Origin of the sequence: Photorhabdus hainanensis (assembly GCF_018448965.1) — a bacterium.
Classification (GTDB): domain Bacteria; phylum Pseudomonadota; class Gammaproteobacteria; order Enterobacterales; family Enterobacteriaceae; genus Photorhabdus; species Photorhabdus akhurstii.
This window is the reverse complement of record NZ_RCWD01000031.1, coordinates 44,487-69,002: the sequence shown is the minus strand read 5'-3', so window position 1 is coordinate 69,002 and position 24,516 is coordinate 44,487. Positions and strand designations below refer to the sequence as shown.

Annotated in this window: 24 protein-coding genes; 18 read left to right on the top strand and 6 right to left on the bottom strand. The window is 39.8% G+C overall.

The genetic code is table 11. The features are described from left to right. Nucleotides 1-109: 109 nt before the first annotated feature. The 5 genes from EAE92_RS17525 to EAE92_RS17505 all read right to left on the bottom strand — a co-directional run bounded on the left by EAE92_RS17525 (nucleotide 110) and on the right by EAE92_RS17505 (nucleotide 6,162). A complete protein-coding gene (locus tag EAE92_RS17525; RefSeq protein ID WP_214069012.1) occupies nucleotides 110-283 on the bottom strand; it encodes a hypothetical protein in 174 nt (57 codons plus the stop codon). Nucleotides 284-316: 33 nt separating this feature from the next. Beyond that, complete coding sequence (locus EAE92_RS17520) at nucleotides 317-1,057, bottom strand: hypothetical protein (protein ID WP_214069009.1); 741 nt, start codon at nucleotides 1,055-1,057, stop codon at nucleotides 317-319. Continuing rightward, nucleotides 1,054-2,943: a lipase family protein gene (locus EAE92_RS17515; RefSeq protein ID WP_214069008.1), complete on the bottom strand. Its 1,890-nt coding sequence runs from the start codon at nucleotides 2,941-2,943 to the stop codon at nucleotides 1,054-1,056. Before EAE92_RS17515 ends, EAE92_RS17520 begins: the two co-directional genes overlap by 4 nt. Nucleotides 2,944-2,967: 24 nt before the next feature. Beyond that, nucleotides 2,968-4,722 (bottom strand): type VI secretion system baseplate subunit TssF, encoded by a 1,755-nt coding sequence (locus EAE92_RS17510; protein ID WP_214069007.1) that lies wholly within the window; start codon nucleotides 4,720-4,722, stop codon nucleotides 2,968-2,970. 825 nt (nucleotides 4,723-5,547) lie between these two features. Continuing rightward, nucleotides 5,548-6,162, bottom strand: a complete 615-nt coding sequence (locus EAE92_RS17505; protein ID WP_214069006.1) for a plasmid pRiA4b ORF-3 family protein — start codon at nucleotides 6,160-6,162, stop codon at nucleotides 5,548-5,550. Between the two features lie 864 nt (nucleotides 6,163-7,026). Between EAE92_RS17505 and EAE92_RS17500 the strand changes: the two genes are divergently transcribed. The 7 genes from EAE92_RS17500 (at nucleotide 7,027) to EAE92_RS17470 (ending at nucleotide 13,802) form a co-directional block, all read left to right on the top strand. Continuing rightward, nucleotides 7,027-8,415 carry a phosphoethanolamine transferase gene (locus tag EAE92_RS17500; RefSeq protein ID WP_214069005.1) on the top strand — a complete coding sequence of 463 codons (1,389 nt, stop codon included), beginning with the start codon at nucleotides 7,027-7,029 and terminating at the stop codon, nucleotides 8,413-8,415. Nucleotides 8,416-9,172: 757 nt separating this feature from the next. Beyond that, nucleotides 9,173-9,694, top strand: a complete 522-nt coding sequence (locus EAE92_RS17495) for an AidA/PixA family protein (RefSeq protein WP_214069004.1) — start codon at nucleotides 9,173-9,175, stop codon at nucleotides 9,692-9,694. Nucleotides 9,695-9,730: 36 nt separating this feature from the next. After that, the gene (locus EAE92_RS17490) at nucleotides 9,731-10,333 is read left to right on the top strand and encodes an AidA/PixA family protein (RefSeq protein WP_214069003.1); all 603 of its coding nucleotides are present in this window, start codon (nucleotides 9,731-9,733) and stop codon (nucleotides 10,331-10,333) included. Nucleotides 10,334-10,768: 435 nt separating this feature from the next. Continuing rightward, nucleotides 10,769-11,350 carry an AidA/PixA family protein gene (locus tag EAE92_RS17485; RefSeq protein ID WP_214069002.1) on the top strand — a complete coding sequence of 194 codons (582 nt, stop codon included), beginning with the start codon at nucleotides 10,769-10,771 and terminating at the stop codon, nucleotides 11,348-11,350. Nucleotides 11,351-11,387: 37 nt separating this feature from the next. Beyond that, the gene (locus EAE92_RS17480) at nucleotides 11,388-11,984 is read left to right on the top strand and encodes an AidA/PixA family protein (RefSeq protein WP_214069001.1); all 597 of its coding nucleotides are present in this window, start codon (nucleotides 11,388-11,390) and stop codon (nucleotides 11,982-11,984) included. 610 nt (nucleotides 11,985-12,594) lie between these two features. After that, entirely contained in the window at nucleotides 12,595-13,173 is a 579-nt protein-coding gene (locus EAE92_RS17475) for an AidA/PixA family protein (protein WP_214069000.1), read from the top strand. 32 nt (nucleotides 13,174-13,205) lie between these two features. After that, complete coding sequence (locus tag EAE92_RS17470; protein WP_214068999.1) at nucleotides 13,206-13,802, top strand: AidA/PixA family protein; 597 nt, start codon at nucleotides 13,206-13,208, stop codon at nucleotides 13,800-13,802. A gap of 398 nt (nucleotides 13,803-14,200) precedes the next feature. Here the strand turns inward: EAE92_RS17470 and EAE92_RS17465 are convergent, their stop codons facing one another. Beyond that, on the bottom strand, nucleotides 14,201-14,773 hold the full coding sequence (locus tag EAE92_RS17465; protein WP_046396168.1) for a tyrosine-type DNA invertase: 573 nt from the start codon (nucleotides 14,771-14,773) through the stop codon (nucleotides 14,201-14,203). Nucleotides 14,774-15,457: 684 nt separating this feature from the next. Between EAE92_RS17465 and EAE92_RS17460 the strand changes: the two genes are divergently transcribed. From EAE92_RS17460 to EAE92_RS17410, 11 genes are all read left to right on the top strand, one after another. Further along, complete coding sequence (locus EAE92_RS17460; protein ID WP_036782747.1) at nucleotides 15,458-15,997, top strand: fimbrial protein; 540 nt, start codon at nucleotides 15,458-15,460, stop codon at nucleotides 15,995-15,997. An 83-nt stretch (nucleotides 15,998-16,080) separates the two neighbouring features. Further along, nucleotides 16,081-16,629, top strand: a complete 549-nt coding sequence (locus EAE92_RS17455) for a fimbrial protein (protein ID WP_214068998.1) — start codon at nucleotides 16,081-16,083, stop codon at nucleotides 16,627-16,629. A 19-nt stretch (nucleotides 16,630-16,648) separates the two neighbouring features. Next, nucleotides 16,649-19,204: an outer membrane usher protein gene (locus EAE92_RS17450; RefSeq protein ID WP_214068997.1), complete on the top strand. Its 2,556-nt coding sequence runs from the start codon at nucleotides 16,649-16,651 to the stop codon at nucleotides 19,202-19,204. Between the two features lie 108 nt (nucleotides 19,205-19,312). Then, complete coding sequence (locus EAE92_RS17445) at nucleotides 19,313-20,062, top strand: fimbria/pilus periplasmic chaperone (protein WP_214068996.1); 750 nt, start codon at nucleotides 19,313-19,315, stop codon at nucleotides 20,060-20,062. A 24-nt stretch (nucleotides 20,063-20,086) separates the two neighbouring features. Further along, nucleotides 20,087-20,680 carry a fimbrial protein gene (locus EAE92_RS17440; RefSeq protein WP_214068995.1) on the top strand — a complete coding sequence of 198 codons (594 nt, stop codon included), beginning with the start codon at nucleotides 20,087-20,089 and terminating at the stop codon, nucleotides 20,678-20,680. Continuing rightward, the gene (locus EAE92_RS17435; RefSeq protein WP_046396174.1) at nucleotides 20,673-21,239 is read left to right on the top strand and encodes a fimbrial protein; all 567 of its coding nucleotides are present in this window, start codon (nucleotides 20,673-20,675) and stop codon (nucleotides 21,237-21,239) included. The genes EAE92_RS17440 and EAE92_RS17435 overlap by 8 nt, the downstream gene beginning before the upstream one ends. Nucleotides 21,240-21,253: 14 nt before the next feature. Next, complete coding sequence (locus tag EAE92_RS17430) at nucleotides 21,254-21,745, top strand: fimbrial protein (protein ID WP_214068994.1); 492 nt, start codon at nucleotides 21,254-21,256, stop codon at nucleotides 21,743-21,745. A gap of 11 nt (nucleotides 21,746-21,756) precedes the next feature. Continuing rightward, the gene (locus tag EAE92_RS17425; protein WP_214068993.1) at nucleotides 21,757-22,302 is read left to right on the top strand and encodes a fimbrial protein; all 546 of its coding nucleotides are present in this window, start codon (nucleotides 21,757-21,759) and stop codon (nucleotides 22,300-22,302) included. 26 nt (nucleotides 22,303-22,328) lie between these two features. Further along, a complete protein-coding gene (locus EAE92_RS17420; RefSeq protein WP_105396032.1) occupies nucleotides 22,329-23,144 on the top strand; it encodes an MrpH family fimbial adhesin in 816 nt (271 codons plus the stop codon). A gap of 29 nt (nucleotides 23,145-23,173) precedes the next feature. Continuing rightward, nucleotides 23,174-23,479: a helix-turn-helix domain-containing protein gene (locus tag EAE92_RS17415; protein WP_214068992.1), complete on the top strand. Its 306-nt coding sequence runs from the start codon at nucleotides 23,174-23,176 to the stop codon at nucleotides 23,477-23,479. A gap of 473 nt (nucleotides 23,480-23,952) precedes the next feature. Further along, the gene (locus tag EAE92_RS17410; RefSeq protein ID WP_214068991.1) at nucleotides 23,953-24,513 is read left to right on the top strand and encodes a fimbrial protein; all 561 of its coding nucleotides are present in this window, start codon (nucleotides 23,953-23,955) and stop codon (nucleotides 24,511-24,513) included. The last annotated feature ends 3 nt before the right edge of the window (nucleotides 24,514-24,516 follow it).

The following is a 24,516-nucleotide window of genomic DNA, read 5'->3' as shown; positions in this document are numbered from 1 at the left end:
CATCACGAGTGGTGTCGTGAAGACGTTCAAGTTTGATTTTTTGTTCTGATGTAATAAATATTTTCATAGCGAGGATAATGATCTCCATTTCGGATAAAATCAAGCATCTTCAATGATTACGGGTATACACAGCAGATACATGAGGCTCGGTATATTTTGGCGCTACCCCTTCTACGGTGATCCATTGATTTTCTTTAGGAGGAGAAAGTGGTTCATTAGGGTCAGCACATCCTGATAGTAAAATCACGGATAAGGCCGATAAGTATTGTTTAATATTTATCATGGTAAATTTTCCTCAATTCCTACAGAGGGGGCATTATTTTATTTTCCAGTAATCAATAGAGTCTCTGTTTAAATCAACTCTGCCATCAGGATATTCAACTCTTGAAGGTTCTTTGCCAGGTGGGATAATAATTTTAGGCATTTTGGTTTCGTCTAATTTAGGCTTATAGGTAATTTTCCATTCAGCACCTGGAGTTAACCTTAATCTAAAGGGACGCATTCCTACTTCACCCTGTAGGAATATTCTTTTGGGGAATCTATTAACCATTTCCAATACAGGGTAAATAACCGGACTATAATCTATAGTATTCAATACCGCCGTTTCGCTCAGATTTGTCTGGGTTGCGTCGTTGATAAATGCAGTTAAACCAGTGCCCTCAGTTCCTGCTTCTTGAGTAGCATCTTTCATTAAATGACGGACATCGGTATAACCTACAGTCACAAAGGCTCGGTCAATCTTCCATTTACACCGGCCTCCTCCATTAAAAGGTAACTTCGCTTGAAAGTAACCGGTTTGTGGATTGGCCTTTACATCCAGACTCAATCCATTATAGGTCGGTACTTTATAAGGGGACATGTCAGCATGTAATTGATATCTCAGGCAATATTTTGATATATACACAGCGGACACATATGGTTTTGTATACTTAGGTGCCACCCCTTCCACTGTGATCCATTGATTCTCTTTAGGAGGAGAAAGCGGCTCGTTAGGGTCAGCACAGCCTGATATTAATGTGATTAACAAGACTAATAAGCATTGTTTGATATTTGTCATAGTAAATCTTCCTCAATCTCTACGGTGTTATCCGTATAGCGTGTTAAGGCCAATAGTCCATATTTATCTTGTTGAGTGCGAATCAGAGTTTGCTTTAATTGGTGGTCCATCTGTAAAAGTAATGTGTCGCGTTGCCGAATACTTGAAACAATATCGCTCCTTTCACTCAACGTTTTTTCAAATAATTGTTCCTGATCCCGGAAAAAATGGTATTTATCCGGTGCAATTAGCTCTGCTAGCCGTGCACCAATGTAACGGGCGTATTTCAATGAACTATGATCAGGAAAACCTAAGGCATCTTTTAAAGTTGGATTTTCGTTCAGAGGAAACCATTTGGCTTTATCTGCATCGCTTATCTGTTTAAAAAATCCTTTTTGAATCTCACCTGCATCCTTTAGATTATTTTCTGTTTCACGATTTAACGACGGGATCAAATATAATTTTGTTTTAGTGGGTAAGGTGGTTCTGAGACGTATATGGTTGCTTGGGTTACGCTCTTCCAACCATTCAATGACCAGATTGATTTTACAAAAGTGCACTATTTTTCCGTGATGCAGGAAAACTTCACCACTTTTGGTAAAGTCCAGCAATTCAACAGGACTAAATAAATAGCCGAGCGGCCCCCAACAATCATATAGCCAGTTATCCAGGTTTTTTTCCGGTGGTAAAGAAGGGATCGGGTCATCTTCATTCACATGGCGGTAATGGGTGATATCAGCTAGTTCCCGTACCGCACTGACAGTTAACACTCTAGGCATTCCATAGCTGTAAAAACATGGATTATGTTCTTTTAGTTGTGCACAGTGTAGTAATGCTAGTGCGCCTCCTAGACTGTGACCACAGATAAATAACCTTCGTTTTTGAGCTAATTTAATGATATCAGCGAATATTTTTTGAGTATCATTACTGGGGACTTTTAACTTTCCAATCAGACTGAATGCTTCCCAAAATCCTTTATGCACTTTGCCGTGGTGAATAAATTCGCAGAATGAAGCTTTCTTATCGTAATTTATCCCCAAGGGTTGATATGTAGCATCCGTCAGGATATCCTCCGCACTGGCTGTACCCCGCCAACTAACAATCACATCATTCTGGCTGGCAGCATAAAATAGTTGTGTGTCTCCTTGTGGGTGCTTAACAGATTTTGAATCAATAAACTCCACCCGGGTATAACGTTCACTAAACGGCACATCGTAAACGACAGGCGTTGCCGACAATTCCTCCACTTTATAGGGCAATTTTGAAACATCCACCATTTGCCGGTTAAAAAAGTGTTTAACGGAGCCTGCTACATTGACATCTCCATCGGCATAGGCCAGCACGCTCATCAAACACTGGTTATAAGCATTCACAATGGAATACTCTTTTTGATGATGCAACAACAAAACCCAGGCCCGAAATGGACACACTTCCAGAACATACCGTCGATTCACTGGATGGACCTGATAGCCTTTTGGTTCCGGGTCTGGGAAATGATAAGGCGGTGGAATTTTGCTGGGATCATTCCAGTCCACAATCTCCGGCAATCCATCACTAATCTGCCCGATAGTCACATAACGATATTGATAGCCTTCGGCTTCCGCTTTTGGTTTCACCACAGAGGCCCCTTCACCACGTATTTCCCGCAACGGGCGCCGTTCCATTTCATCGGCCAGCGGCTGGGCGCCGATGTACAGAGTTACCGGATGGGGTGGCATATCTTCTTCCCTTAGCAATCCATTGCCATCGGTAACCCCTTTACGTCCTAGCAGCGGATTTCCACGGATTTTCAAACGATAAGGCATATTGACCAGAGGTTTCCCCTGTTCATCCACCAACTGAAATTCTATCCAGTGTTTCAGCATGTTTTTACAGTCAAGACAATCGAGTGGGCTTAATTTGCTCATTGATACACTTTCCTTACAATTAAATTACAGATAGGCACGCAGCCCAAACATCATGTGGTTAAAATTCCACAGAACTTTTCCTGTGTGGGCATCCATAACTTTCATCATCACAAAAGTCCTCATACTGATGAAAAGCGTCATCAGGCGTGACACCACCAGACTGAACTGATGCATCTCCCCCTGATTGGCGTAACAATCCGGGTTCAATGTCAGGACGAGCTGATGGCCCCGCACTGGAATCCCTTTATCCAGACGATCTATTGGGATGTTATCCAGTCGAACGATACCGTCGATATGCTCCTGGATACGTTTGCTTAATGACTGGTCGTAGGAGAAATCGAACATATTGATAAGATTTTTTAACGAGTCAGTGTGAAACGCCATCCAGGGGGACATGGAAAGGAAAGAGATGATTGTCCAGTTCGATCTATCTTCCTTATCCTCCGTTATTGGTGGGTGGCAGGTAGAAACCGGGGTGATATTGCTGACTTTTAGCCCCGAGGCATTTTCTCCCAGTTGATTGATAGCACCGATACCTAGGTTGGCGGCCTGTGTCCGATAACCGGTAAATTGACAAAGAATGGATTGTGGCGGCAGGTTATCCGCTGGTTTGCCATTGCAATCAAAGAAGTGAAGATGTTGCAGGGTTCGCTGCAAAATATCGCATTCCGTCCTAAGCTGATAATAGTAAAGAAACTCGGCGTCCGGCAGAAAATGAGCGGTTGGAATAAACTTTTCGATAGGCAGATAGCGGTAGGGTTGCCCGCGCTCCTGTTCCGGTTCAGTTGATGTGTAAATGTGGTTCAGCTTGAACAGTTGCTTAGTCGAATCCAATGGGATTTGATAATGATTGGCTTCACTGTTTACCGAGATCTTCGCACTCATCGGCTCCAGATGTCTTACCGGCACGCAATCCAACAGAAAGGTTTGGGAAATATCGTTTAGCATCAGATGACCATCAAACCGAAAAATCAGCTCGAATGTTCGGTCTGCGTTCAACTCCACCAATCGACGACCTTTCTTGATATCAATCGTCACAAAATCATGCACATGGGGCAGGTAATAGTACTCAGTCATCAGTTGCAAGATAGAGTATGGCGTGGTTTTCTGCGCGGGAAGGATAGCGACTTGCCGCGCGGTTCCCCACAATGCCGGCACAGGGTAACTGCTATCAAGCGTGATGGTTTCGTCCTGTGTTCGCAAAAAGACATCACACAGATGAAAGTCAAGCCATAAGGCTAATTCAGCGGCTTGCAGACGATCGCTGCCCAGAAAGAAATGCAGCGGTTGGCTGAGCCACTCTGAGGTATTCTCCGAACATTGCAGTGTTAGCGTTATTTCACTGTACTCTGGGGCTGCGTTCAGTTGCCGGTCAATCACCGTCAGTGGTTCGATATGCAAAGGGCAGCAGGTTTCAAAACGGATTTCCTCTTCGCCTTCCCCGGCAGAAACCAACGTCCCTTCGGGTAGCGTCAGCGCGGCCAGGTGATGTTTCCCCGCGGGTGAAAATTGAACGATGCTGGTGGGCAGGACCGGGCACATGGCATATGGCCAAATATGTGCCATCATCCCTAAGGTGAGTTCGGGAAATTCATCCTCAATCTTTTCGCGAATACGGGCGGCTGACAGCGCAAAGCCCTGTATCACTCGCTCAATATCCGGATCACCGGCGCCCTCGGATAAAAAATCTGCCAGATGCGGATTTTTTTTTGCGACTTCCTGCGCCAATTGCCGTATATATTGCAATTCTTGTAGGAATAGAGACTCTTTTTTATTCATAACACACTGTCCTATAAGGTTTTTATCTGGAAAGATGTTTGTGAGGCGATTGCTGTAGCCTCACAAGGGGCATATTTTTCCCAGAGTTGAAATAATCAATTTTTTGTTAGAAAAATAACCTAGTAAAAATCCCATCATCACAGATAAAAGCAGTGCTTATAGCGTGAATAATGGCGAGTTGAATGAGAGGGAGAGAGAAATCAATCCCAATCAGTTAGTCCCCAAGGATAAGGGGAACAGGGGGTAATTTTTAAATATAGCCCATATAATGGCATTTAAGTAATAATTAAATATTCGTCAGATAGCAAGAATTTTTTTCAAATTTACAAAAATATAAATTTGTAAGAAAGTGTTACAAATTCGATATGGAGTCAAAGAGATATTAGTCCATCTCGAATTCGCTAATTAAAAAAATATTTTTATTACAATCTCTTACGATGATTAATGGCATTATCTATTTAGTCGTTGTTTTAATAACTTTGTTAATGCAACCGGAAAGAAGTGGTGAGAGAAGAGAATCTTATATTCATGCTTCATTTTTGCATGCGGTTTTTATTTTCTATTGATTGGTAAGAGCGGTCGGTAATAGTAATACCTGCTGCGATAGTTACTCTGTTTAATATCAGGTGGGTGATGATGATGGCATTAAATACCAGTGCAGTTTGATAGGGGTTAATCTCAAAGCCCTCAGAAACTGCACTTGATACTGAGCTAAGTACCACCTAATGCCATGAGAAAAGTTAATTCAAATCAAGCACCAATGTTCATCATAGCGATTCATCTGAAACTTTTCTCAATGATGATAGATTTATCCTATTGTTAGATTTATTCCCAATCCCACAAGAGATGGTAACGATCTCGTGACCAGCGATAATAGAGCGCCAGGAAAGCATTAATATTGTTAATGGGAAATTGCTCGAAGTCGAAATCTTCATCTTCATCCAGATCAAGTAATTCACTTACCCATTGCTGTGTATTTACATATTCCTCATGGTCAGGATCATTCAGTATTGCGATTAAATTTTCATAACCGTCAATCCCGCCGGTATCTTCCAAGGGACAGGCGCGAGCGCCATCCAGACAATAAAAAGGAAGCGGCAGGTTATTGGCAGGATAATGACTGTTTTCTAAGGTAATTTCATGTTCCCATTCATCGCCAAAATCGTAGAGATAGGTAAAAGATCGCCCTTTTTGTTTAATCAGATCAGACAGACGGTATAAATCTTCTTCTTTGCCATCAGATGAGCTTTCTGGCGTTTCTGTTAGCCGCAGTTTGCCAATACGGAATTCATGTAGATGACTATCCTGCCATCCCATCACGATTTGTATCACGTCATGCAGCCTGTCAAATGAAATAGAGGCTGGAACGACAAATTGCCGCCAAATAGCAGGTTTTGAGTCTGTGAGCGTTATTTTTAATTGATAGAATTTTTCATTCATCGCTAATCTCCTAATGGTTTTGAGATGATTCTTTCTGTGTGTGCTATCTATTGTCAATATTTTATTGAGTTTTCTTGACTGGATTTACTGGAATACCAACATGTTTGGCTGTTGTATGAAAAGCTTAGGGCATGTCATCAATTGCAGCAGCTAATGTTCATAATAGCTTTTAATAACCAATAACTTGACCTGACTAGCTTTCTCTTTACTGAGTATCGATTACGAGGATAATGTTTCTTTAAGATGTACAGTGTTTAAGATAGATATTTCCACTATTTTTCAGTTAGTTACCATTGCAGTCGGATATATGCCTTCGTGCACAGGTTACTTATTAAGTATAGTTTAAAATTGCGATCAGGATCGATATAGTCAGAGTTTTTGCTATTAACAAAAAAAACGCATATTATTTACATGTTGTTAATCAAATATTGAAGATTAATAACTGTCCTGGCTCAGGGAATCCTTAACTAAAGTTACAGATAAATGAGTAAGGTGTTTTTTTACGCGGTTAGTTTAATGGTTCAGTGTAGCAATCTGAATGGCGCTGCTTGAAGCTGTATCATGATGGTAGTTGATTAACCACAGATTTTCTTATTGTAAAGTTACTCCTACCAATAAGAAAAGGTGATGAATTTTTGGTGTTTTATTGTATAGATTTAAAGGAAATTAGTGAGTATGCTATTGAGTAAAAAAATCAAAGAAAATTTCACTTTGATATGTTTATTTGGTTTTATTTCATTGGCCCATTTAAGCCTTGGATATCAGCTAAAGTTTATATATGTATTTAGTGCTTTTTCAATACTGATATTATTGTCAAGTTTGAATAAATATATATATTATATTTTTGTATGCATGATTGGATTAATGAGTGTAATCTATTCTCCCGTAGGGTTGAATTATGGTTGTCCTGATATCAATTCAGTAGGGTCTTTAATTTATACTAATAAAAATGAAGCTGTCGAGTTTATCAGTGGGTTGCCTCTTTTTACCTATTTAGTGGTGTCGGCTACTGCTATATTAATGATTTTATCTTTAAAGGTAAGGGTAACGCTAAAGAGAAAAAATATAATATTCCTGTCACTGTTTTTTGTATTGTCAGCTTTTTGGTCACCGGTAAAAGGGTATATAAAATCTGATTTCGATCCTAACTTTAATCTATTGGCATCAGGATTACCCGAAATTAGATTTCTTAGTGATGTCGTTGAGAGCTATAAAGAGGTTAATTCAGAAAGGATCAGGTTCGCTGAAATAATAAAACAGAAAGACTCTTGGCAGCCGGTGGTAAAAGAGGATAAATATGAAACCTATATCATGGTCATTGGTGAAAGTGTTCGAAAGGACTTTATGAATGCGTATGGTTTCCCTTATAACAATACGCCGTGGCTGGACAAGGCGAATGGCAAGATATTTACAAATTACATCTCATCAGCGGCATCGACTCAGTTATCTTTGACTAACTCACTGGCTTTGAAAGGCGAGAATGCGATCAATTTGAATGATAGTGTCATAACGTTGGCGAAAAAAGCCGGGTTTTATACCTATTGGATATCTAATCAGGGGATGAAGAGCGCTTTTGATTCTCCGGTGGCGTTGATTGGACAACAGGCGGATAATGTCCACTTCCTGAAAAGCGGTAGTTCTGATGACCGGCGTTATTTGCCTGATGATAAATTGATGCCTTATGTTAAAGAGGCATTAATACCAGAAAAGAAGAAAAAACTGATTGTTATTCATCTAATGGGATCTCACCCACAGGCATGCGTCAGAACGAATGGAAAATATGATCTGTTCTTACAATCGGAAGAAATTTCTTGTTATGTCAAAAGTATATCTAATACAGATAAATTGCTTTCTGAAATTGCATCTGAGGCTAATCATCATCATGTAAGATGGACGATGCTTTATTTTGCAGATCACGGGCTTTCTTATGTTCATAAAGGAACCGATCAAGAAAACCTGACACATGATGATGAAAATAAACAGAGTTTTCAGGTGCCGTTTTTTATTACCGGCAGTGATTACGCTTATCGTGAAGAGATAACAGCACGAAGAAGTGGATTGCACTTTCTGACGCTATTTTCTGAATGGCTTGGAATAAGAGAAAAGAATATTCCTGATGATTGTAATATGATATCTAATAGTCAATGCAGTGGGCAAGATAAAATTGTTACCTTTAAAAATGAAGTTAAAGGTTATGATGAGTTAAATGACGATCTCCCCGATACACAATTCTTGTCGAAGAATATCAATTGATAATTTATTTTAAGTAATCATTATAGTGATGATTATTTTATTGATGATTTAATCATTGAGTAAAACTGAACGACATAAGGGATTTCTTCAAAGAAGAAATCCCTTTTACAATCGCTCATATTTTAGCTAAAAAGATACACTTTCTAATTAGATATAGGAAAGCGTATCTTTAATACCAGAGGGGAGAAATTAAACGCTGAAAATTTTTTAACAGTTCAAAAATTTTCGCTATAGAATGAGATTAGACATCAAGTTTATATGGAGAAATGTATGATAAATGAATATTTATTTAATGCCATGAAAATAATTCAGAGCATTGATGATGAATCCTGTAATATATTATAGCGTTAAACTTTCGAACCGATAAAATAAATGATGATTTACTGTTGCAAATAAATAAAACATCAGGCCGGTACTAATGTGGAATTTGTTAATATAAAAAATACCGATAAGATTAATATCTTTTAGATTAAATTAAATAACATAAACAATTATATCTTAGAAGAATACTAATCTGTTTATGAACTAATATCGTTATGATATTAATTTGATATAAATTCTTTTTTTAAATAATAAATTATTGGTAGGATTTGGCTGTGTCTAAAAATATTTCTGATAAATATATAAGTAATTTTTTTATCTAAACTGTGATTTATACCAGTAGTTATTTCAGGTTTAGTAGTTAATTATTAGGATGATAGAGGACTCTTAGTTCAACTTAATCCAATGAGGGTTAATCCAATGAAGGGGTGCAAAAATGAATCAAACTGTAAGTGTTCTTATTTGTGTGGATGTTGATGGTATTATTAATGATTACGCTAAACTGGGAACAAATCCTGACAATCCTACAGTGGTAGGTAATAAATATTTTCATTACATTACTAATAATGAAAACGCTTATACACCTAAAGATAATGCTACGGGTGGATTGATAGTAAAAATAGGTGTCGACGATACTATCCGGTGGAGAGTCATATCTTTAACGCAACAATTGATACATTCGGTAAACTTATACAAAAAAACTAAAGAAAATAGCTATAAAGCTATAGCACCGCTAAAATATACTCAGGAAGTAACAAAGGTCACTTACCCAGAACAGAACAATAATCAATTACCCGGTACACCATTTAAATATGGCATAGAATCTATAACGCAATCCTATATGGAATCAAAAGGTAAGAAATCAGGTAAAGAAAAATTGACTTTTATAATAAGCATACACTATAACCTTGAGCTAATTGGGTATATTTCTCATAGCTCTTTTGTTCAAGTTTTATAAACTACAAAATTAATATAAGGTAATAGGGCTAACATTATGAATACTGATGATAATGCTGAATTTACTAATAACATAGATATTTTAATCTGTATTGATGTGCAATCTATTTTAAATAAACTGAATAAAAATAAACTAAGTCTGAGCCAAGATTATAAAAAGCCGACTAAAATTGATGATAGCTTCTTCTATTATATTACCACTGAAAGTCAAGAGTATTCTCCTGAGAAAAATTCTACAAATTCACTTAAAGTTACAGGTAAGGTAGGTGATATAGTTAGATGGCAATCTTCTAGCATATCTGCTCAATTTAACCATAAGGTGTTTTTATATCGTGTGGAAAAAAAAGACGCGAATGATTGCATTTCTCAACCAATGACTGTATATACATTAACTAATGTTGTTGTCCCCAAGCTTAAAAAAGCGCTAACGCCTCAGGAAGAAAATAGCATTGAATTGCTACAAGTTCCTTTAGCCGATTTTATCCATGAAAAAAGACATATTTACTATCAAAAATCTACGCTGCGTAAGCCAGGTATAGTTCAATATGCATGGTATATATCTATTTATGATAATTTAAATAAACTTGTTGGTTATTGCTATCATACTCCATTAACTAGTATCGTTGTTTCTGAGGATTAGTTGTAATCTAATTATTCAACATAATTAATGTAACTAAGTATTTTAGTTTGCCGAATTAATATACGAGTTACGCCAAGGATAGGCAGAATTACATTTAATATAAAAATTAAGAGTTTCATTGCTATATTACTGACTAAATATATCAAATTTATTTTCATTTAATTTTACAGTTAAATATCATAAAAGTATAATTTTAACATAAGAGAGAATGTTAAATTACTCATGTTTGCAAATAGTAATTTAATACTGAAAATAATAATTTTTTGTTTCAATATTAATATGAAACTTATTTATATATTAAACAATTATTTCAAATATATAGGTAATTTATTTTTTAAAACTATGATTTATATCAGTGGTTTTTTTGAACTTAATTATTAATATAATAGATGATTGTTAAACAATCTAACACTTTATTGTGAAAGGAGAATAGATATGAGCGACGTTATAACGGTTTCTAAATATCAAACTGTAGATATTCTTATTTGTGTGGATGTAGAAGCTATCCTTCGTAATTATGATTTAAGTAAATCAAAAACACTAGGGACGGCGAAATCAATACATAACAAATATTTTTATTATGTAACAAGCAATGGAAATCTTTATACTCCTAAAAATAATGCTAAAGGAGAGCTGGAGGTAGTGGTTAATGTTGCTGATGACATTAGATGGAGGCCGATGTCTTTGACACAGCAATTTGAATATACAGTACTTTTATGCTATATGAGATTACAAGCTGATGACGGTGGTGATGTTTCGCTTATAACATTACCGCAACTTGATTATGGTGATATTTCTATTCCTTATTTAGCTAAAACTGATAATAATAATGTCAATAATGTGGTATATAAAAGAGATGGAGAAGATAATGGCGGATTAATAACAAGATATTATCATCAATCAACAGCTCAGAGGGCGGGACGCGGTTCGTATGTCTGGTATATGAAAATATATCGTAAAAAACAACTGATTGGATATATTGGTCATGATCCTTTCATTACAGTTTTAGATGATTAAATACTTATAAAACCAATATAAAAATAGGAATAGTATTATGAATAATGTTGAATATACAGAGCTGGATGATATGAAATCCATTATTGGTGTACAATTGACTGATATTCTTGCCGTTGTCGATGTAAAAGCTATCAAAAACGATCTCGGTGATTCTATTAGTAAGGAGCCTGGCGCACCAACGATAATGGATGATAAATACATTTATTACATTACCTCTCAAAATAATATCTATGTGCCCAAAAATAATGCTCAAGCTACACTTCTAATTCAAGGTAAGGTGGGGGATGTCGTTAGATGGCGAGCTTCCACTTTATCAGCTCAATTTGATGATCAGGTCTTTCTATATCATATGGCAGGGGTAGACGCCAAATCGATAATTTCGCCACCAACTCTGACATCAGCGATATCTCAAGTCGCGGCTCCAAGCAAAGAGGCAACATTAGGGACTAATCAAGACTATCCTGTAGTACTGGAAACGCGTAATATTTTCAATCAAGGATCTAAATTACGTACTCCAGGTATAGCTAAATATTCATGGTATATATCTATTTTCGAAAGATGGAATGTTAAAGACAATATTGGTAATCTTGTTGGCTATCTTGCTCATTCTCTAAATGTTCAAGTGGTTGACTAAATTTAACATCGCCTAAGAATTTAATAAATCAACCATGAAATATTAAAAGTTGGTAAGTTATCACTGGAAAACAGAGTATAATTTCCAGTGATTTTACTTTATTTACGATGATTAATTGTAACCTAATATTCTGGCTTGCCGAATTGATATACTTATTACGTCAAGGATGGGCAGCATGATATTTAATATAAAAATTAAAATTTTCACTGCCATATTAATGACTAAGTATACCAAATTTATTCTCATTTTATTATTAAACTAAGTGTTAAGAGTTAAATTAATTATTCGATATTTTATTTTTCACTAAGTGTTTTTATTGTTAGCTATGAAAAAAATAATTTCATAGTTAAATATCAGGAAAGTATAACTTTAACGCAAGAGAGAATGTTGAATTATTTATGTTTACAAGTGGTGATTTAATACTAAAAGTAATAATTATTCCTTTCAATATTAACAGGAAATTTTTTTATATATTAAATGATTTTTGTAAATATATAGATAATTTATTTTTAAAAACTATGATTTATATCAGTAGTTTTCTTGAACTGAATTATTAATATAATAGGTGATTGTTAAATAATCTAACACTTTATTGTGAAGGAGAATAGATATGAGCGACGTTGTAGCGGTTTCGAAATATCAAACTGTAGATATTCTTATTTGTGTAGATGCAGAAGCTATCGTTAGTCATTATGATTTAAGTAAATCACAAACATTAGAGACTGCGAAAGTGGTATCTAACGATTACTTTTATTATATAACAAGTACTGGGAATCTTTATGCTCCTAAAAATAATGCTCAGGGAGAGTTGGAAATAACCGTCAATGTTGCTGATGACATTAGATGGAGGCCAATGTCTTTGACACAGCAGTTTGAATTTACAGTACTTTTATGCCACATGACAGGATCAGCTATTGATGGTGATGATGTTACGCTTATAACATTACCGCAACTTGATTATGGTGATATTTCTATTCCTTATTTGGCTAAAGATAATAATACTATAAGTAGTGTGGTATATAAAAGAGATGGAGAAAGTAATGGTGGACTAATAACAAGATATTATCATCAATCAACAGCCCAAAGAGAGGGGTACGGCCAATATACCTGGTATATAAAAATATATCGTAAAAGGCAACTCATTGGATATGTTTGTCATGATCCTTTCATTAGAGTTCTGGATAATTAAGTAAACCAATATATAAGAATAGGAACAGTATTATGAATGATATTGAATATACAGATCTGGATGATATAAAATCCATTAGTGGTGTACAATTGATTGATATTCTTGCCATTGTTGATGTAAAAGCTATCACAAACGATCTCGGTAATTCCATTAGTCAGGACCCTGGCAAACCAACGGTAATGGATGATAAATACATTTATTACATTACCTCTCAAAATAATATCTATGTGCCCAAAAATAATGCTCAAGGTACACTTTTAATTCAAGGTAAGGTCGGGGATGTAATTAGATGGCGAGCTTCAACGCTATCAGCCCAATTTGATGACCAAGTATTTCTGTATCATATGGCAGGGATAGGCGCCAAATCGTTAGTTTCGTCACCAACCCTAACTTCGGCTGTATCTCAAGTTGCGGCTCCAAGTAAAGAGGCAACGTTAGGGACTAACCAAGACTATCCCGTCGTACTGGAAACGCGTAATATTTTCAATCAAGGATCTAAATTACGTACTCCAGGTATAGCCAAATATTCATGGTATATATCTATCTTCGAAAGGTGGAATGTTAAAGACAATATTGGCAATCTTGTTGGTTATCTTGCTCATTCTCCAAATATTCAAATAGTTGATTAAATTTAACATTACCTAAAAATTTAATAAATTAACCATGAAAGATTAAAAGTCAGAAAGCTATCACTGGAAAACAGAGTATAATTTCCAGTGATTTCATTTTCTTCATTTCGGTGAAAATATCCATTCATGTACTAATGGAAATTATTATTAAAATTATCCTTAAATGGATGTTTTTATTTAATTGTTTTATCTATTAATTTCTAAAAAAAACTATTTAAAAAGTAATTATAAGAAATAGTAGGTGGTGTCTTATGATGTGGATAATGGGTTTGTTGTATAAAAAATCCTCATCAAGAGATGGACGAGGACTTTTACCATTGGATGATTAGATGATTTTTTTGTTTCAAAGAGAAATAGTTTCTCATGCTACATGTCTTACATAAAAAGAGATATTGAAATTAATCGAGTCCTTTTGCAGGAGCCTCCCATATCTTGAAGAATCGTTTTACATTGCTTGCGGTGTAAATAACGGTATGGGATATATTTCGATGACCGAGATAATCTTGAATAAGGCGTGTATCTCTTCCTAAATCAGCGAGAGCATAACCACAAGCATGTCTTAACATGTGTGGATGAGGTGAAATATTAACTAATGCTTGCTTGCCATAACGTTTTAATAAGCCATAAACTTGCTGGCGTGAAATAGCTCCTGATTTTTGTGATAAAAACACCCATTCCGTATCAGATTCTCGCCAACTCTTTCTAATATTAAGCCATTGATTTAGCGCTTTAATTTCTTCGGGTATTAGCGGGTGTGTGGTTGATAATCCCCCTTTTAATCGCCTGACATGAATAATTTCCGAGCTAAGATCAAGATCGGATAACGTTAGATTACATAGTTCGCTCACTCTAAAACCATGAATAAAGCACATTAATAACATGCAATAATCTCGCTCGGCGTGACGTCCCTGACGTGCTTTTTCTAGAATCGCATTAATTTCATATCTGGTTAAAAACTTACGTTTCTTCATGAAAATAATTCCTGTGCAATTGGGGCGGATAGTTATAGGTAGAAAAATAATATTAATCTACCGGAATATATCAATGAATAGAACCTTTATAAAATTATTAGCTGGTAACTCTAATTATTTTGACCAAAATCTATAATTATCGTTTTTAGATAGTTATAGATAGCCATTTTTTAATAGAAAATATCAGCTTGTAAGCTTTGTAATTATATATGTGGAAATTATTTAACAATAAAAAGAAACTAAACAGAATGCACCAAACTGTAAATATGTTCCTATAAAACGACTGATTAAGTCAAATTTTGTGTAATGCCAAATTGCCAATGTTTAACTATTTATAATAGTTGGCTTTTTTTCATTGTTTTTTACTATTTTTTACGCTCTGCCATTAATTTATTGTAAAAAATTAGTAGGTTCATCTGAATTCAATCAAATACTAATCGATTAATTAGATTATAAGTTCAAATTAATATTTTTTTTCGAGTGTTAACTCCGAAATATTATGCCCTCTTAGTGTTTTTGACTGAAAAAAACAGTTTGGTGCATTTTGTTTGGTTTAGAAAATATTAATCCGAGATTTTTAAACTATTTTTGCACTGAATATTGGGTGCATGGAGCTGGAGTCCTGCACGGTTATTTTTTTATGGTATTGGGTATTTTATCCTTAAATTCAAGGAATTAATTCACATGATATTGAATAAATTGGTTATGGCCCTGGGGTTAGGCGTAGCTTTGGCTGCGGGTTCTGTAAATGCAGCGAATCCTAGCCAAGGTCACGGAACGGTGACTTTTACCGGGTCTATTACTGATGCACCTTGTTCTATCACCCCGGAAACGGTTGATCAGGTAGTTCCAATGGGTTCTATTTCTAGCGCATCTTTGCAAAACGGCGGCCGTTCTTCTTCCACGCCATTCAAAATTTCTTTAGATAACTGTACGACTGAAACGATAAGTACAGTCACTACGACGTTTGTCGGCGCTAAATCTAGCATCACCGGCGGTGATGGTTTGCTAGGTATCGAAGGCGTTGCTAAAGGTGCGGGTATTGCGATCACTGATGCGGGCGGTAACAAAATCAAACTAGGGACTCCCTCACCGGCTGTAGCTCTGCATGATGGTAATAATGATCTGCATTTTGCCGCCTATCTTCAGGGGGATACTTCACCTGATGCCGTTGTTCCGGGTAATTTCACCGGCATTGCCAACTTCCAGCTGACTTATCAATAAGTCTTTTCATGCATGGAAACGCTGACAGGGAGGCGGGCGTTTCCTAATTAAAAGTTTTGAATAAGTTTAGCTGGAGAGACGTTATGAGTCGATATGCTGCCGTTGTTGTAGTGCCCTGCCTGTTAATGTTTTCCTGTGTTATTGAAGCTGAAACGGCAGCTCCACGAGGAACACAAGGATATGGTCGCGTTAGCATGCAAGGCACCATCATTGATACGGCCTGTGCGATTGACGCAGGTAGCCGTGACCAGACGATTGAGTTAGCCACGATCCCGGTAAGCCGGATGATACATGATGGACAGGGACTAGTGCGCCCCTTTTCCATCCGTTTGATTAACTGCGTACTGACTTCCGCCACCTTGGGTAAACCCGATTGGCGCCACTTTCAGGTGACGTTTGACGGCGTACCGGATGGGAACAATTTCCGCTTATTGGGTGTGGCTCAAGGAGTAGCGTTACAAATTACCGACATGTACGGCAATCAAGCGTACCCGGGAACTCCACTACCGGTGGGGGACTTACAGGCAGGGCAGATGACGCTTAATTACGCGATGCGATTGGTGGGTAATCACCAGTTATTGCAAGCAGGGCAGTATCGAACCTCTGTTCGGTTCAGGCTGGATTATTACTAATCATCGATCTGGGAATGCTATGGCTTTATTTTTGGGTTCGACCACTGAATATGACAAGGTGGTCTCGGTTCGGTGTGTCCTGAAACCTCTTATTATTTCGGTATTGCTTGCTTTAATAGGTACTCATGCTGTGTATGCGGAAGAGGAAATTGAATTTAATACGGACGTGTTAGATGTTCAGGATCGTTCTCGGATTAATTTAAAAGAGTTTTCCCGTGCGGGTTATATCATGCCGGGGGATTATCAGATGGCGATACGTCTGAACAAGAGCGAATTGCCGGAAATGCCGGTCACTTTTATGGTACCACCGGATGATCCTCAAGGAAGTGTGGCGTGTTTGCCGCCTGAATTGGTGAAGCAGTTGGGGTTGCGGGCGGAATGGGAATCAAAGATTACCTGGTGGAACAATAATCAATGTCTGGAGACTAAAACGCTGCCGGGCATGACGGTGCGCGGTGATCTGAGCAGTGACACGTTATACCTGAGTATGCCCCAAGCCTATCTCGAATATAGCTCGCCAGACTGGGACCCGCCGTCACGTTGGGATGAAGGGATTTTCGGGATGATGTTTGATTATAACGTCAATGCTCAGGTCTCTAAGCCGACGAAGGGAAATGAAAATCAGAATGTCAGCGCCAATGGTACGACCGGGATAAATTTGGGCGCATGGCGTCTGCGGGCAGACTGGCAATCACAGTATAACCACACCACGGGGCGGGGAGGGAGCACTGAGAAAAACTGGGATTGGAGCCGTTATTACTTATACCGGGCCATACCACGTTGGAATGCCAAGTTAACCTTGGGCGAGGATTACCTCAATTCAAATATCTTTGACAGCTTCCGTTTTACCGGGGTGAGTCTGGTGACGGATGACAATATGTTGCCTCCGAACCTGCGAGGCTATGCGCCGGAAGTGACAGGAGTGGCGAAAACCAATGCCAGAGTGACTATTCGTCAGCAGGGACGGGTGTTGTATGAGACCCAAGTTGCGCCAGGACCATTCCGTATTCAGGACATCAATGACGCAGTGAGCGGCAAACTGGATGTGCGGGTAGAGGAGCAGGATGGCGGTTTACAAGAATTTCAGATCGATACCGCGAATATTCCTTATTTAACCCGTCCGGGCCGGGTGCAGTACAAACTGGCGGCGGGGAAGCCGACCAGCTGGAAGCATCACAGTGAAGGATCGGGCTTTGGTATCGGCGAATTTTCCTGGGGAATAAACAACGGTTGGTCATTGTACGGCGGGATATTGGGGGCCGGGGATTATAATGCGTTGTCGTTGGGGGTTGGTCGTGATCTGATGACCTTCGGAGCGCTCTCCTTTGATGTCACTGAATCCCGCGCTCATTTACCGGCTGAGGATCAAACGTTGACTGGCGGCTCTTATCGTCTCAGTTATTCCAAGCGTTTTGAGGAGTATGACAGCCAGGTGACTTTTGCCGGTTACCGTTTCTCGGAACGTGACTTTATGAGCATGAGCCAGTATCTGGAGCGTCGTTACCACGACGGTGATGCAGAGAGCAATAAAGAACTTTACACCATTATGTTGAACAAGCAGTTCACGCATATTGGTGCCAGTATCTACCTGAATTACAGCCACCAGACTTACTGGAATCGTTCGAATAACGATCGCTATAACGTATCAATATCACGCTATTTTGATATTGGCAGTTATAAGAACATTAACCTGAATCTGTCTGCTTACCGTAATAAATATGAAGGTAAAAATGACGACGGGATGTATATGACGTTATCCCTGCCGTGGGGTAATTCAGGAACTATCAGTTATAACGCAATGGCCAACCGGGAAGGTAACTCCCACACGGTAGGTTATTACGATCGAATTAATGAAAACAGTAACTATCGTTTAGCGGTTGGCACCAGTATTGATGGCAAGGCTGCGGCTAACGGTTATTTAACCCATTACGGCGATCGCGCTCAACTGACGACCAGTGCGAGTTATCAGGATGGACGTTATACCACGGCAGCGCTTTCTATCCAGGGGGGCATGACCGTGACGCCGAAAGGCGCGGCGCTGCATCGCATTAATATGCCGGGGACCACCCGTTTGATGGTGGATACTGATGGTGTCGGCGGCGTACCTGTGAAAGGTTTTGGCGCGATTACCCATACCAATATGTTCGGTAAAGCGGTGATCTCTGATGTGAACAACTATTACCGCAACAGTGCGAGTATTGATTTAAACAAACTGCCGGACAATGTGGAGGCAGTACGGTCGGTACAACAAGCAACACTGACGGAAGGGGCGATTGGTTATCGTAAATTCCAGGTGATATCCGGTGAAAAAGCGATGGCTCTGATCCGCTTGCCGGATGGTAGCGCGCCGCCGTTTGGAGCAACGGTACTGAATAAGGATCAACGGGAGATAGGTATCGTCAGTGATAGTGGGAATACCTACCTGAGCGGGATAAATCCCGGAGAGAAACTGAATGTGCGTTGGGATGGGGAATTGCAGTGTGTGATTGAGCTGCCGCGTCAATTACCAAAAGTTGAAGAGATGGCTTCGTTATTGCTGCTCTGCCAACTGGCCGACGGTAATAAACAGCCATGATTTTAATTGACTGGCAGCGTGGGAACCTTATTCGTGAAAACCTTATTACTGTCGCCGAAGTGTATCGCGGTGACCTGAAATGATTATTCTAAGAATGAGTAATTGAGTATGAAATTGAACAATACAATCAATGTAATCACGATAGCTATCTTAAGTCTGTCAGTGATCAGTGAATCAATGGCGGCTATTGCGCTGGATCGTACCCGCGTTGTGTTTAATGGTGAAGACAAATCCACCAGTATGGATATCAGCAACCAGAACAAAGAGTTGCCGTATCTGGCGCAGGGATGGATAGAAGATGAACAGGGCAACAAAATCAATGGTCCGTTAGTGGTGACGCCGCCGGTACAACGGGTGGAGCCGGGCGCTAAGAGCCAGGTGAAAATACAGTCACTGCCAACCATCGCACAGTTACCACAAGATCGGGAAAGCTTGTTCTATTTTAATTTGCGTGAAATTCCACCGCGCAGTAAGAAGCCGAATACCTTGCAGATTGCGTTACAAACTCGGATCAAGCTGTTCTATCGTCCGAAAGCCATTTTTGCCAGCCGTACCGATTTGGATAATCCGTGGCAAGAGAAGATGACTTTGACGCGTCAGGGAGACCGATATCAGGTGAACAATCCGACACCGTATTACATCACCGTGGTGGATGCATCAAGCCAGCTTAAGGGAGAGACGGCGGCGGGCTTTAAACCATTGATGATAGCGCCTAAAAGTAGTGCGGTGCTGAGTGGCAGTACCGGGGCGTTAGGGAGTGCGCCGGTACTAACGTATGTCAATGATTATGGCGGCCGACCGCAATTGACTTTTAATTGTGCGGGGAACCATTGTCAGGTGACTAAACATTCGTCGTGATGGGTAAAGTCGGGAGGGGCGACAATGAACATCAAGCGGATAAGTTGCGTACTGGCACTGGCGATCTGGCTGATACCGATGACGGAGAGTCAGGCGAGGGAGACGCGGGCAGCAGATATAGATGGGCTGTACGGTGAACTGTATGTGTTTGGTGGGCTGACTGAGGCGGCCTGTCGACTGGACATGACCTCTGCATGGCAGGAGGTGAATCTGGGGAACACGCCAAACAGTGACTTACGCCAGCCAGGTGATAAAGGAACACCGATACCGTTCACATTGAAGTTTCGTGACTGTCTAAGAACTAAAGGGGCAGTCAATGACAGTCGGACCGGCAATCTGACGTGGAATCAGTTACAGCCGGTGATAACGGTCAGTTTTGCGGCGCCGGCGGATCGCGATTATCCACATCTGGTGCGGGTGACGGGTATCTCCGGGTTGGGGTTACAGATAACAGATACCGCGAATAATGATATTCGGTTGGGAGAGCGGGGACGCCCACGTTTTGCGGCGTCGGGGCAGGACAGCTTGGAATATTACGTGACGCCAGTGCGGACGCCGAGAGCGCTAGGGATTGGGCAATATCGCGCGGTGGTGGATTTCAGGGTGAATTATGACTAATTCTCTGTGTTCTCTGCGAATAAAAGGGCAGCATCGCAGGCAGAAAAAATGGAGCGTATTACTGTTTGGCTGTTTGTTGAGTGTAAATGCTCAGGCTGATTTACTGACAAATTTAGCCGCAAGACCTGTCAGTAATTTTGCGGGTAAAACACCGGTCAATATTTACGGCGTGGTTATCGCTCCTCCACCTTGTGTGATTAATAACGGCAATACTATTGATGTGGATTTTGGCGACGTGATGATTACCCGGATTGATGGGGTTAATTATATGCAACCCATAAAATACACAGTGAGATGTGAAAAAATGCCGGCTAATGCGATGAAAATGATGATATCGGGTAATACTGCCAGTTTTGATCGAACGGTGTTACAAACCAATCACTCTGGGCTAGGCATCGCCGTTATTCATAACGGACGAAAATTGCCCATCAATGACTGGATGAAATTTAGCTATCCTAATTTTCCTGAGTTACATGCGGTGCCGGTAAAAGATATGGCTGCGGTATTGAAAGGCGGCGACTTTGGCGCAGGTGCAACCATGATGGTTGAATACCAGTGAACGGGAGACATGCAATGAACCCTCTGATCTATCGTGTTTTCTGGGGTGCGTGCCTGGGGTTAATCAGTGTGATGCCGGGACAGGCGGCAGATAATATGTGGTTTCACGGCACACTGCTTGAAGCGCCCCCTTGTGTGATTAATGACGGCAATATGATTGATGTCGATTTTGGTCACAATGTTGGCGTCTATCAGGTGGACGGGGTGAATTATACCAAGCCCGTGAATTACCAGTTGGTATGTGCGCCTAATATCTCAGGTTGGAGCTTAGGATTGACAGTGGTCGGCCCGCCAACCTCATTTGATGCTGCCGCGTTGCAAACCAATATTACTGATTTAGGCATTCGTCTGACGTTGGATGGTAAAGCGTTCACCCTTAATGAGCGTATTCCGATGACATCACAGAAACAGCCGGTGATACAAGCGGTGCCGGTGAAAAAGCCAGGAAGTACGTTGCCGGAAGGGGCATTTGAAGTGACGGCGACATTGCTGGCGGAATACCAGTGAAAGGAAACTTAATGAAATATTTAAAATTATTCGTGTTGCGTGTTGGTTTTATGGTTATTGCCGCCACGGTTTATGGCCATCAAGTGGTACAGGCTGCGGATAATATGCGTTTTCACGGTGCATTGGTTAAAGAACCTTGCACGATTAAAACGGGTGATGAAGATATCCAGCTCGATTTTGCAACAATTTCTGAAAAATATTTGTATCTGCATGGTAGGACCAATAGTGAGCTTTTTCTACTCAGGTTATCTGGTTGCGATATGAGTGTGGGGAAATCGATTAAATTGACGTTCAGCGGCATAGAAAATACGCAATTGCCGGGCTTATTAGCGTTAAGCGCAGGGAGTCAAGCCTCTGGAATCGCCATCGGTATAGAAACGGCAGAAGGCAAACGGTTGTTGTTGAATAAAGAGGGGGAAGAGTATCCGTTAAAAAAGAGGGAAAACTTGATTGTACTGCAAGCATATGTGCAGGCGGAACCTGCTGCGCTAGCTAACCAGACGATTAAGCGAGGCGCATTTCATGCGATTGCGACATTTAATCTGAATTATGACTAACTTGCACGGTTTTATTAGGTAACTAAATGAAAAAGTTATTCTCTGTTTGGCTGGTACTTTTATCGCTGTTTTCATCAAATGCGGTTGCATCGATATTTTCATATATCACTAAATCCGAGGGGATTCCGACAAATGCCTATTATACTTTTGTCATTGAACGTTGGGACCCAGAAAACGATTTTACGCCAAATCCTTGTTATGGTTATTCTGCGTGTTGGATATCGGTTAACCATCGCCATTTTGTTGATGGTTATTCAGGGCAGCCCTATAGGATATTTAATACTCGCGTGGAAAGATTTAAGACCATGAAACAAGTGCAAGCGGAGATATTGAAATATACCAGTTTTCCGATCACCGGAGTTGCAAAACATTTTGGTCCTGCGATTCGATCGCATCAGGAATGTGTCGGGCTATTTTATGAAACTGATCAAAATGGTTTTCATGGAAGATTATTACCTGGATCTTTATGTGGCGTTGCACCGCCGCCGATAGGATTTTGTCAGGTCAGTGAAGGCTCCGTTGAACTTAATTACGGTAGTATTGATGAGGCAAAACTGGAAGGCGCGACCAAAACGGAAAATATCAATGTAACCTGCAATGTAGACATCGAGATTATCGTGACAGCGACGGGGCCTGATCGGGGATTCGTACCGTTAAGAAGTGACGGTAGTTTGAAAGCTAAATTGCTATTAAATGAGAAAAACGGTGAAGACGGTGTTGCTGTGTTTGTACCGGCTGGCGGAAATGTACCCGTTACAGTGAAATCAATTTTACAGAAAAATGGCAGAGTAGAGGCAGGGCCTTTCTCAGGATCAGGGGCAATAATTTTGGCGATGCCATAAAAAGGTGTTTTTTTAATTTAAAGGCTGGGATGAAAATGAAACAAGATCATCTATTAGTAGGGAAGCGTATTCAAAAAAGAAGGAAAGAGTTGGGTATGACCGCCGCCAAATTGGCGGAAAAAATAGGTATTAGTCAGCAACAACTCTCACGTTATGAGAGAGGGATAAACCGAATTAATTTATCCCATCTGGTGCGGATCGCTTCAATATTGGAGACGCCGATAAACTGGTTTTTCCTTGATTGTAATTATCCTGTAACCAATAACAGCATCAATAAATTAACAGACCAATATATCCCTATTGCGGAGGCTACATTGGGTAAATTTGGATGTTAACTGATCTCGATTCCAATCGAGGGATCTATAAACCAGTTGATGACTGAGTTTCGTGACCGACGGAACGGTCACTTTTATGATTTCTCTGTCAGCCATGTTATTACCACAACGTTATTACCACAAATTAAAGAGTCCATTCTTATCCATCCTCCCCTTTTAACGAAGTTATTAAAAATTCAGATAGTAATTTAACAAGGAATAAATACTCACGACACCATAACATTCAGGAATTAATGCTGAATATGTCGGGGCTAATAATTCGTTGTCTCAAAAAGAGAACAAACTGCCACTCAATATTTCCCGCTCAGAAATAGATATGTTAGCGACGGTTTAACCAAAATTCAGAAGTTAATCAGCAAATAAAAATAACTCAAATGACAAGTAAAACGCACCGCGTTAGCTATCTGATTGTTTAACTTGTCGTGATGTTGTTTTAGGCAAAAGGTATCGAATAAATAAAAGGAATCGATGAAATGAAAAAACAAATTTTGAAGACCTGTGCGATAGCGGCGCTGTGTCTGGGGGGGATGTCGCAGGCGATGGCGGAGGAAGTGAGTGCCGGTACCCTGACGGTGAACTCTTCAGTAACCGCGGAGACTTGTAAGTTTGCAGCAATAGAGCCTGTTAGTCTTGGCGCTTTGGTATCTGATTTTACAGGGAAGGGAGATGGCGCAATTTTAACTAACACGCAAAAATTCGTCACGATTAAAACGGAAAAATGCCCTCTATGGAGTTCCGCGAAAAGCGTTAAATTGACGGTTGGCGGCACCGCAGCAGGACCAGGAGGCAATTACTTTCAACTTCTTAACTCCACGGGTAATGCTGCAATTACCGACCATGCGGTTGGCCTGACGATAAATGATAAGCTCATCCCGCCAGGTGCGCCAGTTAACCTAAAAGATGCCTCATACAGTCCCGCAGTAGCCGGTGATAATGCCATCACGCTTAAAGTAGGGCTGGCTAAACTTGGTGTGGCGGCGGTAAAAGCAGCAGAGTCCAAAGCGAACCTGATCGTAAAAGTAGCGTATGACTAATTT

Bases quoted from the DNA above. Each gene is read 5' to 3' on its own strand.
- EAE92_RS17525 (WP_214069012.1), bottom strand. From the start codon at position 283: ATGATAAATATTAAACAATACTTATCGGCCTTATCCGTGATTTTACTA.
- EAE92_RS17520 (WP_214069009.1), bottom strand. From the start codon at position 1,057: ATGACAAATATCAAACAATGCTTATTAGTCTTGTTAATCACATTAATA.
- EAE92_RS17515 (WP_214069008.1), bottom strand. From the start codon at position 2,943: ATGAGCAAATTAAGCCCACTCGATTGTCTTGACTGTAAAAACATGCTG.
- EAE92_RS17510 (WP_214069007.1), bottom strand. From the start codon at position 4,722: ATGAATAAAAAAGAGTCTCTATTCCTACAAGAATTGCAATATATACGG.
- EAE92_RS17505 (WP_214069006.1), bottom strand. From the start codon at position 6,162: ATGAATGAAAAATTCTATCAATTAAAAATAACGCTCACAGACTCAAAA.
- EAE92_RS17500 (WP_214069005.1), top strand. From the start codon at position 7,027: ATGAGTGTAATCTATTCTCCCGTAGGGTTGAATTATGGTTGTCCTGAT.
- EAE92_RS17495 (WP_214069004.1), top strand. From the start codon at position 9,173: ATGAATCAAACTGTAAGTGTTCTTATTTGTGTGGATGTTGATGGTATT.
- EAE92_RS17490 (WP_214069003.1), top strand. From the start codon at position 9,731: ATGAATACTGATGATAATGCTGAATTTACTAATAACATAGATATTTTA.
- EAE92_RS17485 (WP_214069002.1), top strand. From the start codon at position 10,769: ATGAGCGACGTTATAACGGTTTCTAAATATCAAACTGTAGATATTCTT.
- EAE92_RS17480 (WP_214069001.1), top strand. From the start codon at position 11,388: ATGAATAATGTTGAATATACAGAGCTGGATGATATGAAATCCATTATT.
- EAE92_RS17475 (WP_214069000.1), top strand. From the start codon at position 12,595: ATGAGCGACGTTGTAGCGGTTTCGAAATATCAAACTGTAGATATTCTT.
- EAE92_RS17470 (WP_214068999.1), top strand. From the start codon at position 13,206: ATGAATGATATTGAATATACAGATCTGGATGATATAAAATCCATTAGT.
- EAE92_RS17465 (WP_046396168.1), bottom strand. From the start codon at position 14,773: ATGAAGAAACGTAAGTTTTTAACCAGATATGAAATTAATGCGATTCTA.
- EAE92_RS17460 (WP_036782747.1), top strand. From the start codon at position 15,458: ATGATATTGAATAAATTGGTTATGGCCCTGGGGTTAGGCGTAGCTTTG.
- EAE92_RS17455 (WP_214068998.1), top strand. From the start codon at position 16,081: ATGAGTCGATATGCTGCCGTTGTTGTAGTGCCCTGCCTGTTAATGTTT.
- EAE92_RS17450 (WP_214068997.1), top strand. From the start codon at position 16,649: ATGGCTTTATTTTTGGGTTCGACCACTGAATATGACAAGGTGGTCTCG.
- EAE92_RS17445 (WP_214068996.1), top strand. From the start codon at position 19,313: ATGAAATTGAACAATACAATCAATGTAATCACGATAGCTATCTTAAGT.
- EAE92_RS17440 (WP_214068995.1), top strand. From the start codon at position 20,087: ATGAACATCAAGCGGATAAGTTGCGTACTGGCACTGGCGATCTGGCTG.
- EAE92_RS17435 (WP_046396174.1), top strand. From the start codon at position 20,673: ATGACTAATTCTCTGTGTTCTCTGCGAATAAAAGGGCAGCATCGCAGG.
- EAE92_RS17430 (WP_214068994.1), top strand. From the start codon at position 21,254: ATGAACCCTCTGATCTATCGTGTTTTCTGGGGTGCGTGCCTGGGGTTA.
- EAE92_RS17425 (WP_214068993.1), top strand. From the start codon at position 21,757: ATGAAATATTTAAAATTATTCGTGTTGCGTGTTGGTTTTATGGTTATT.
- EAE92_RS17420 (WP_105396032.1), top strand. From the start codon at position 22,329: ATGAAAAAGTTATTCTCTGTTTGGCTGGTACTTTTATCGCTGTTTTCA.
- EAE92_RS17415 (WP_214068992.1), top strand. From the start codon at position 23,174: ATGAAAATGAAACAAGATCATCTATTAGTAGGGAAGCGTATTCAAAAA.
- EAE92_RS17410 (WP_214068991.1), top strand. From the start codon at position 23,953: ATGAAAAAACAAATTTTGAAGACCTGTGCGATAGCGGCGCTGTGTCTG.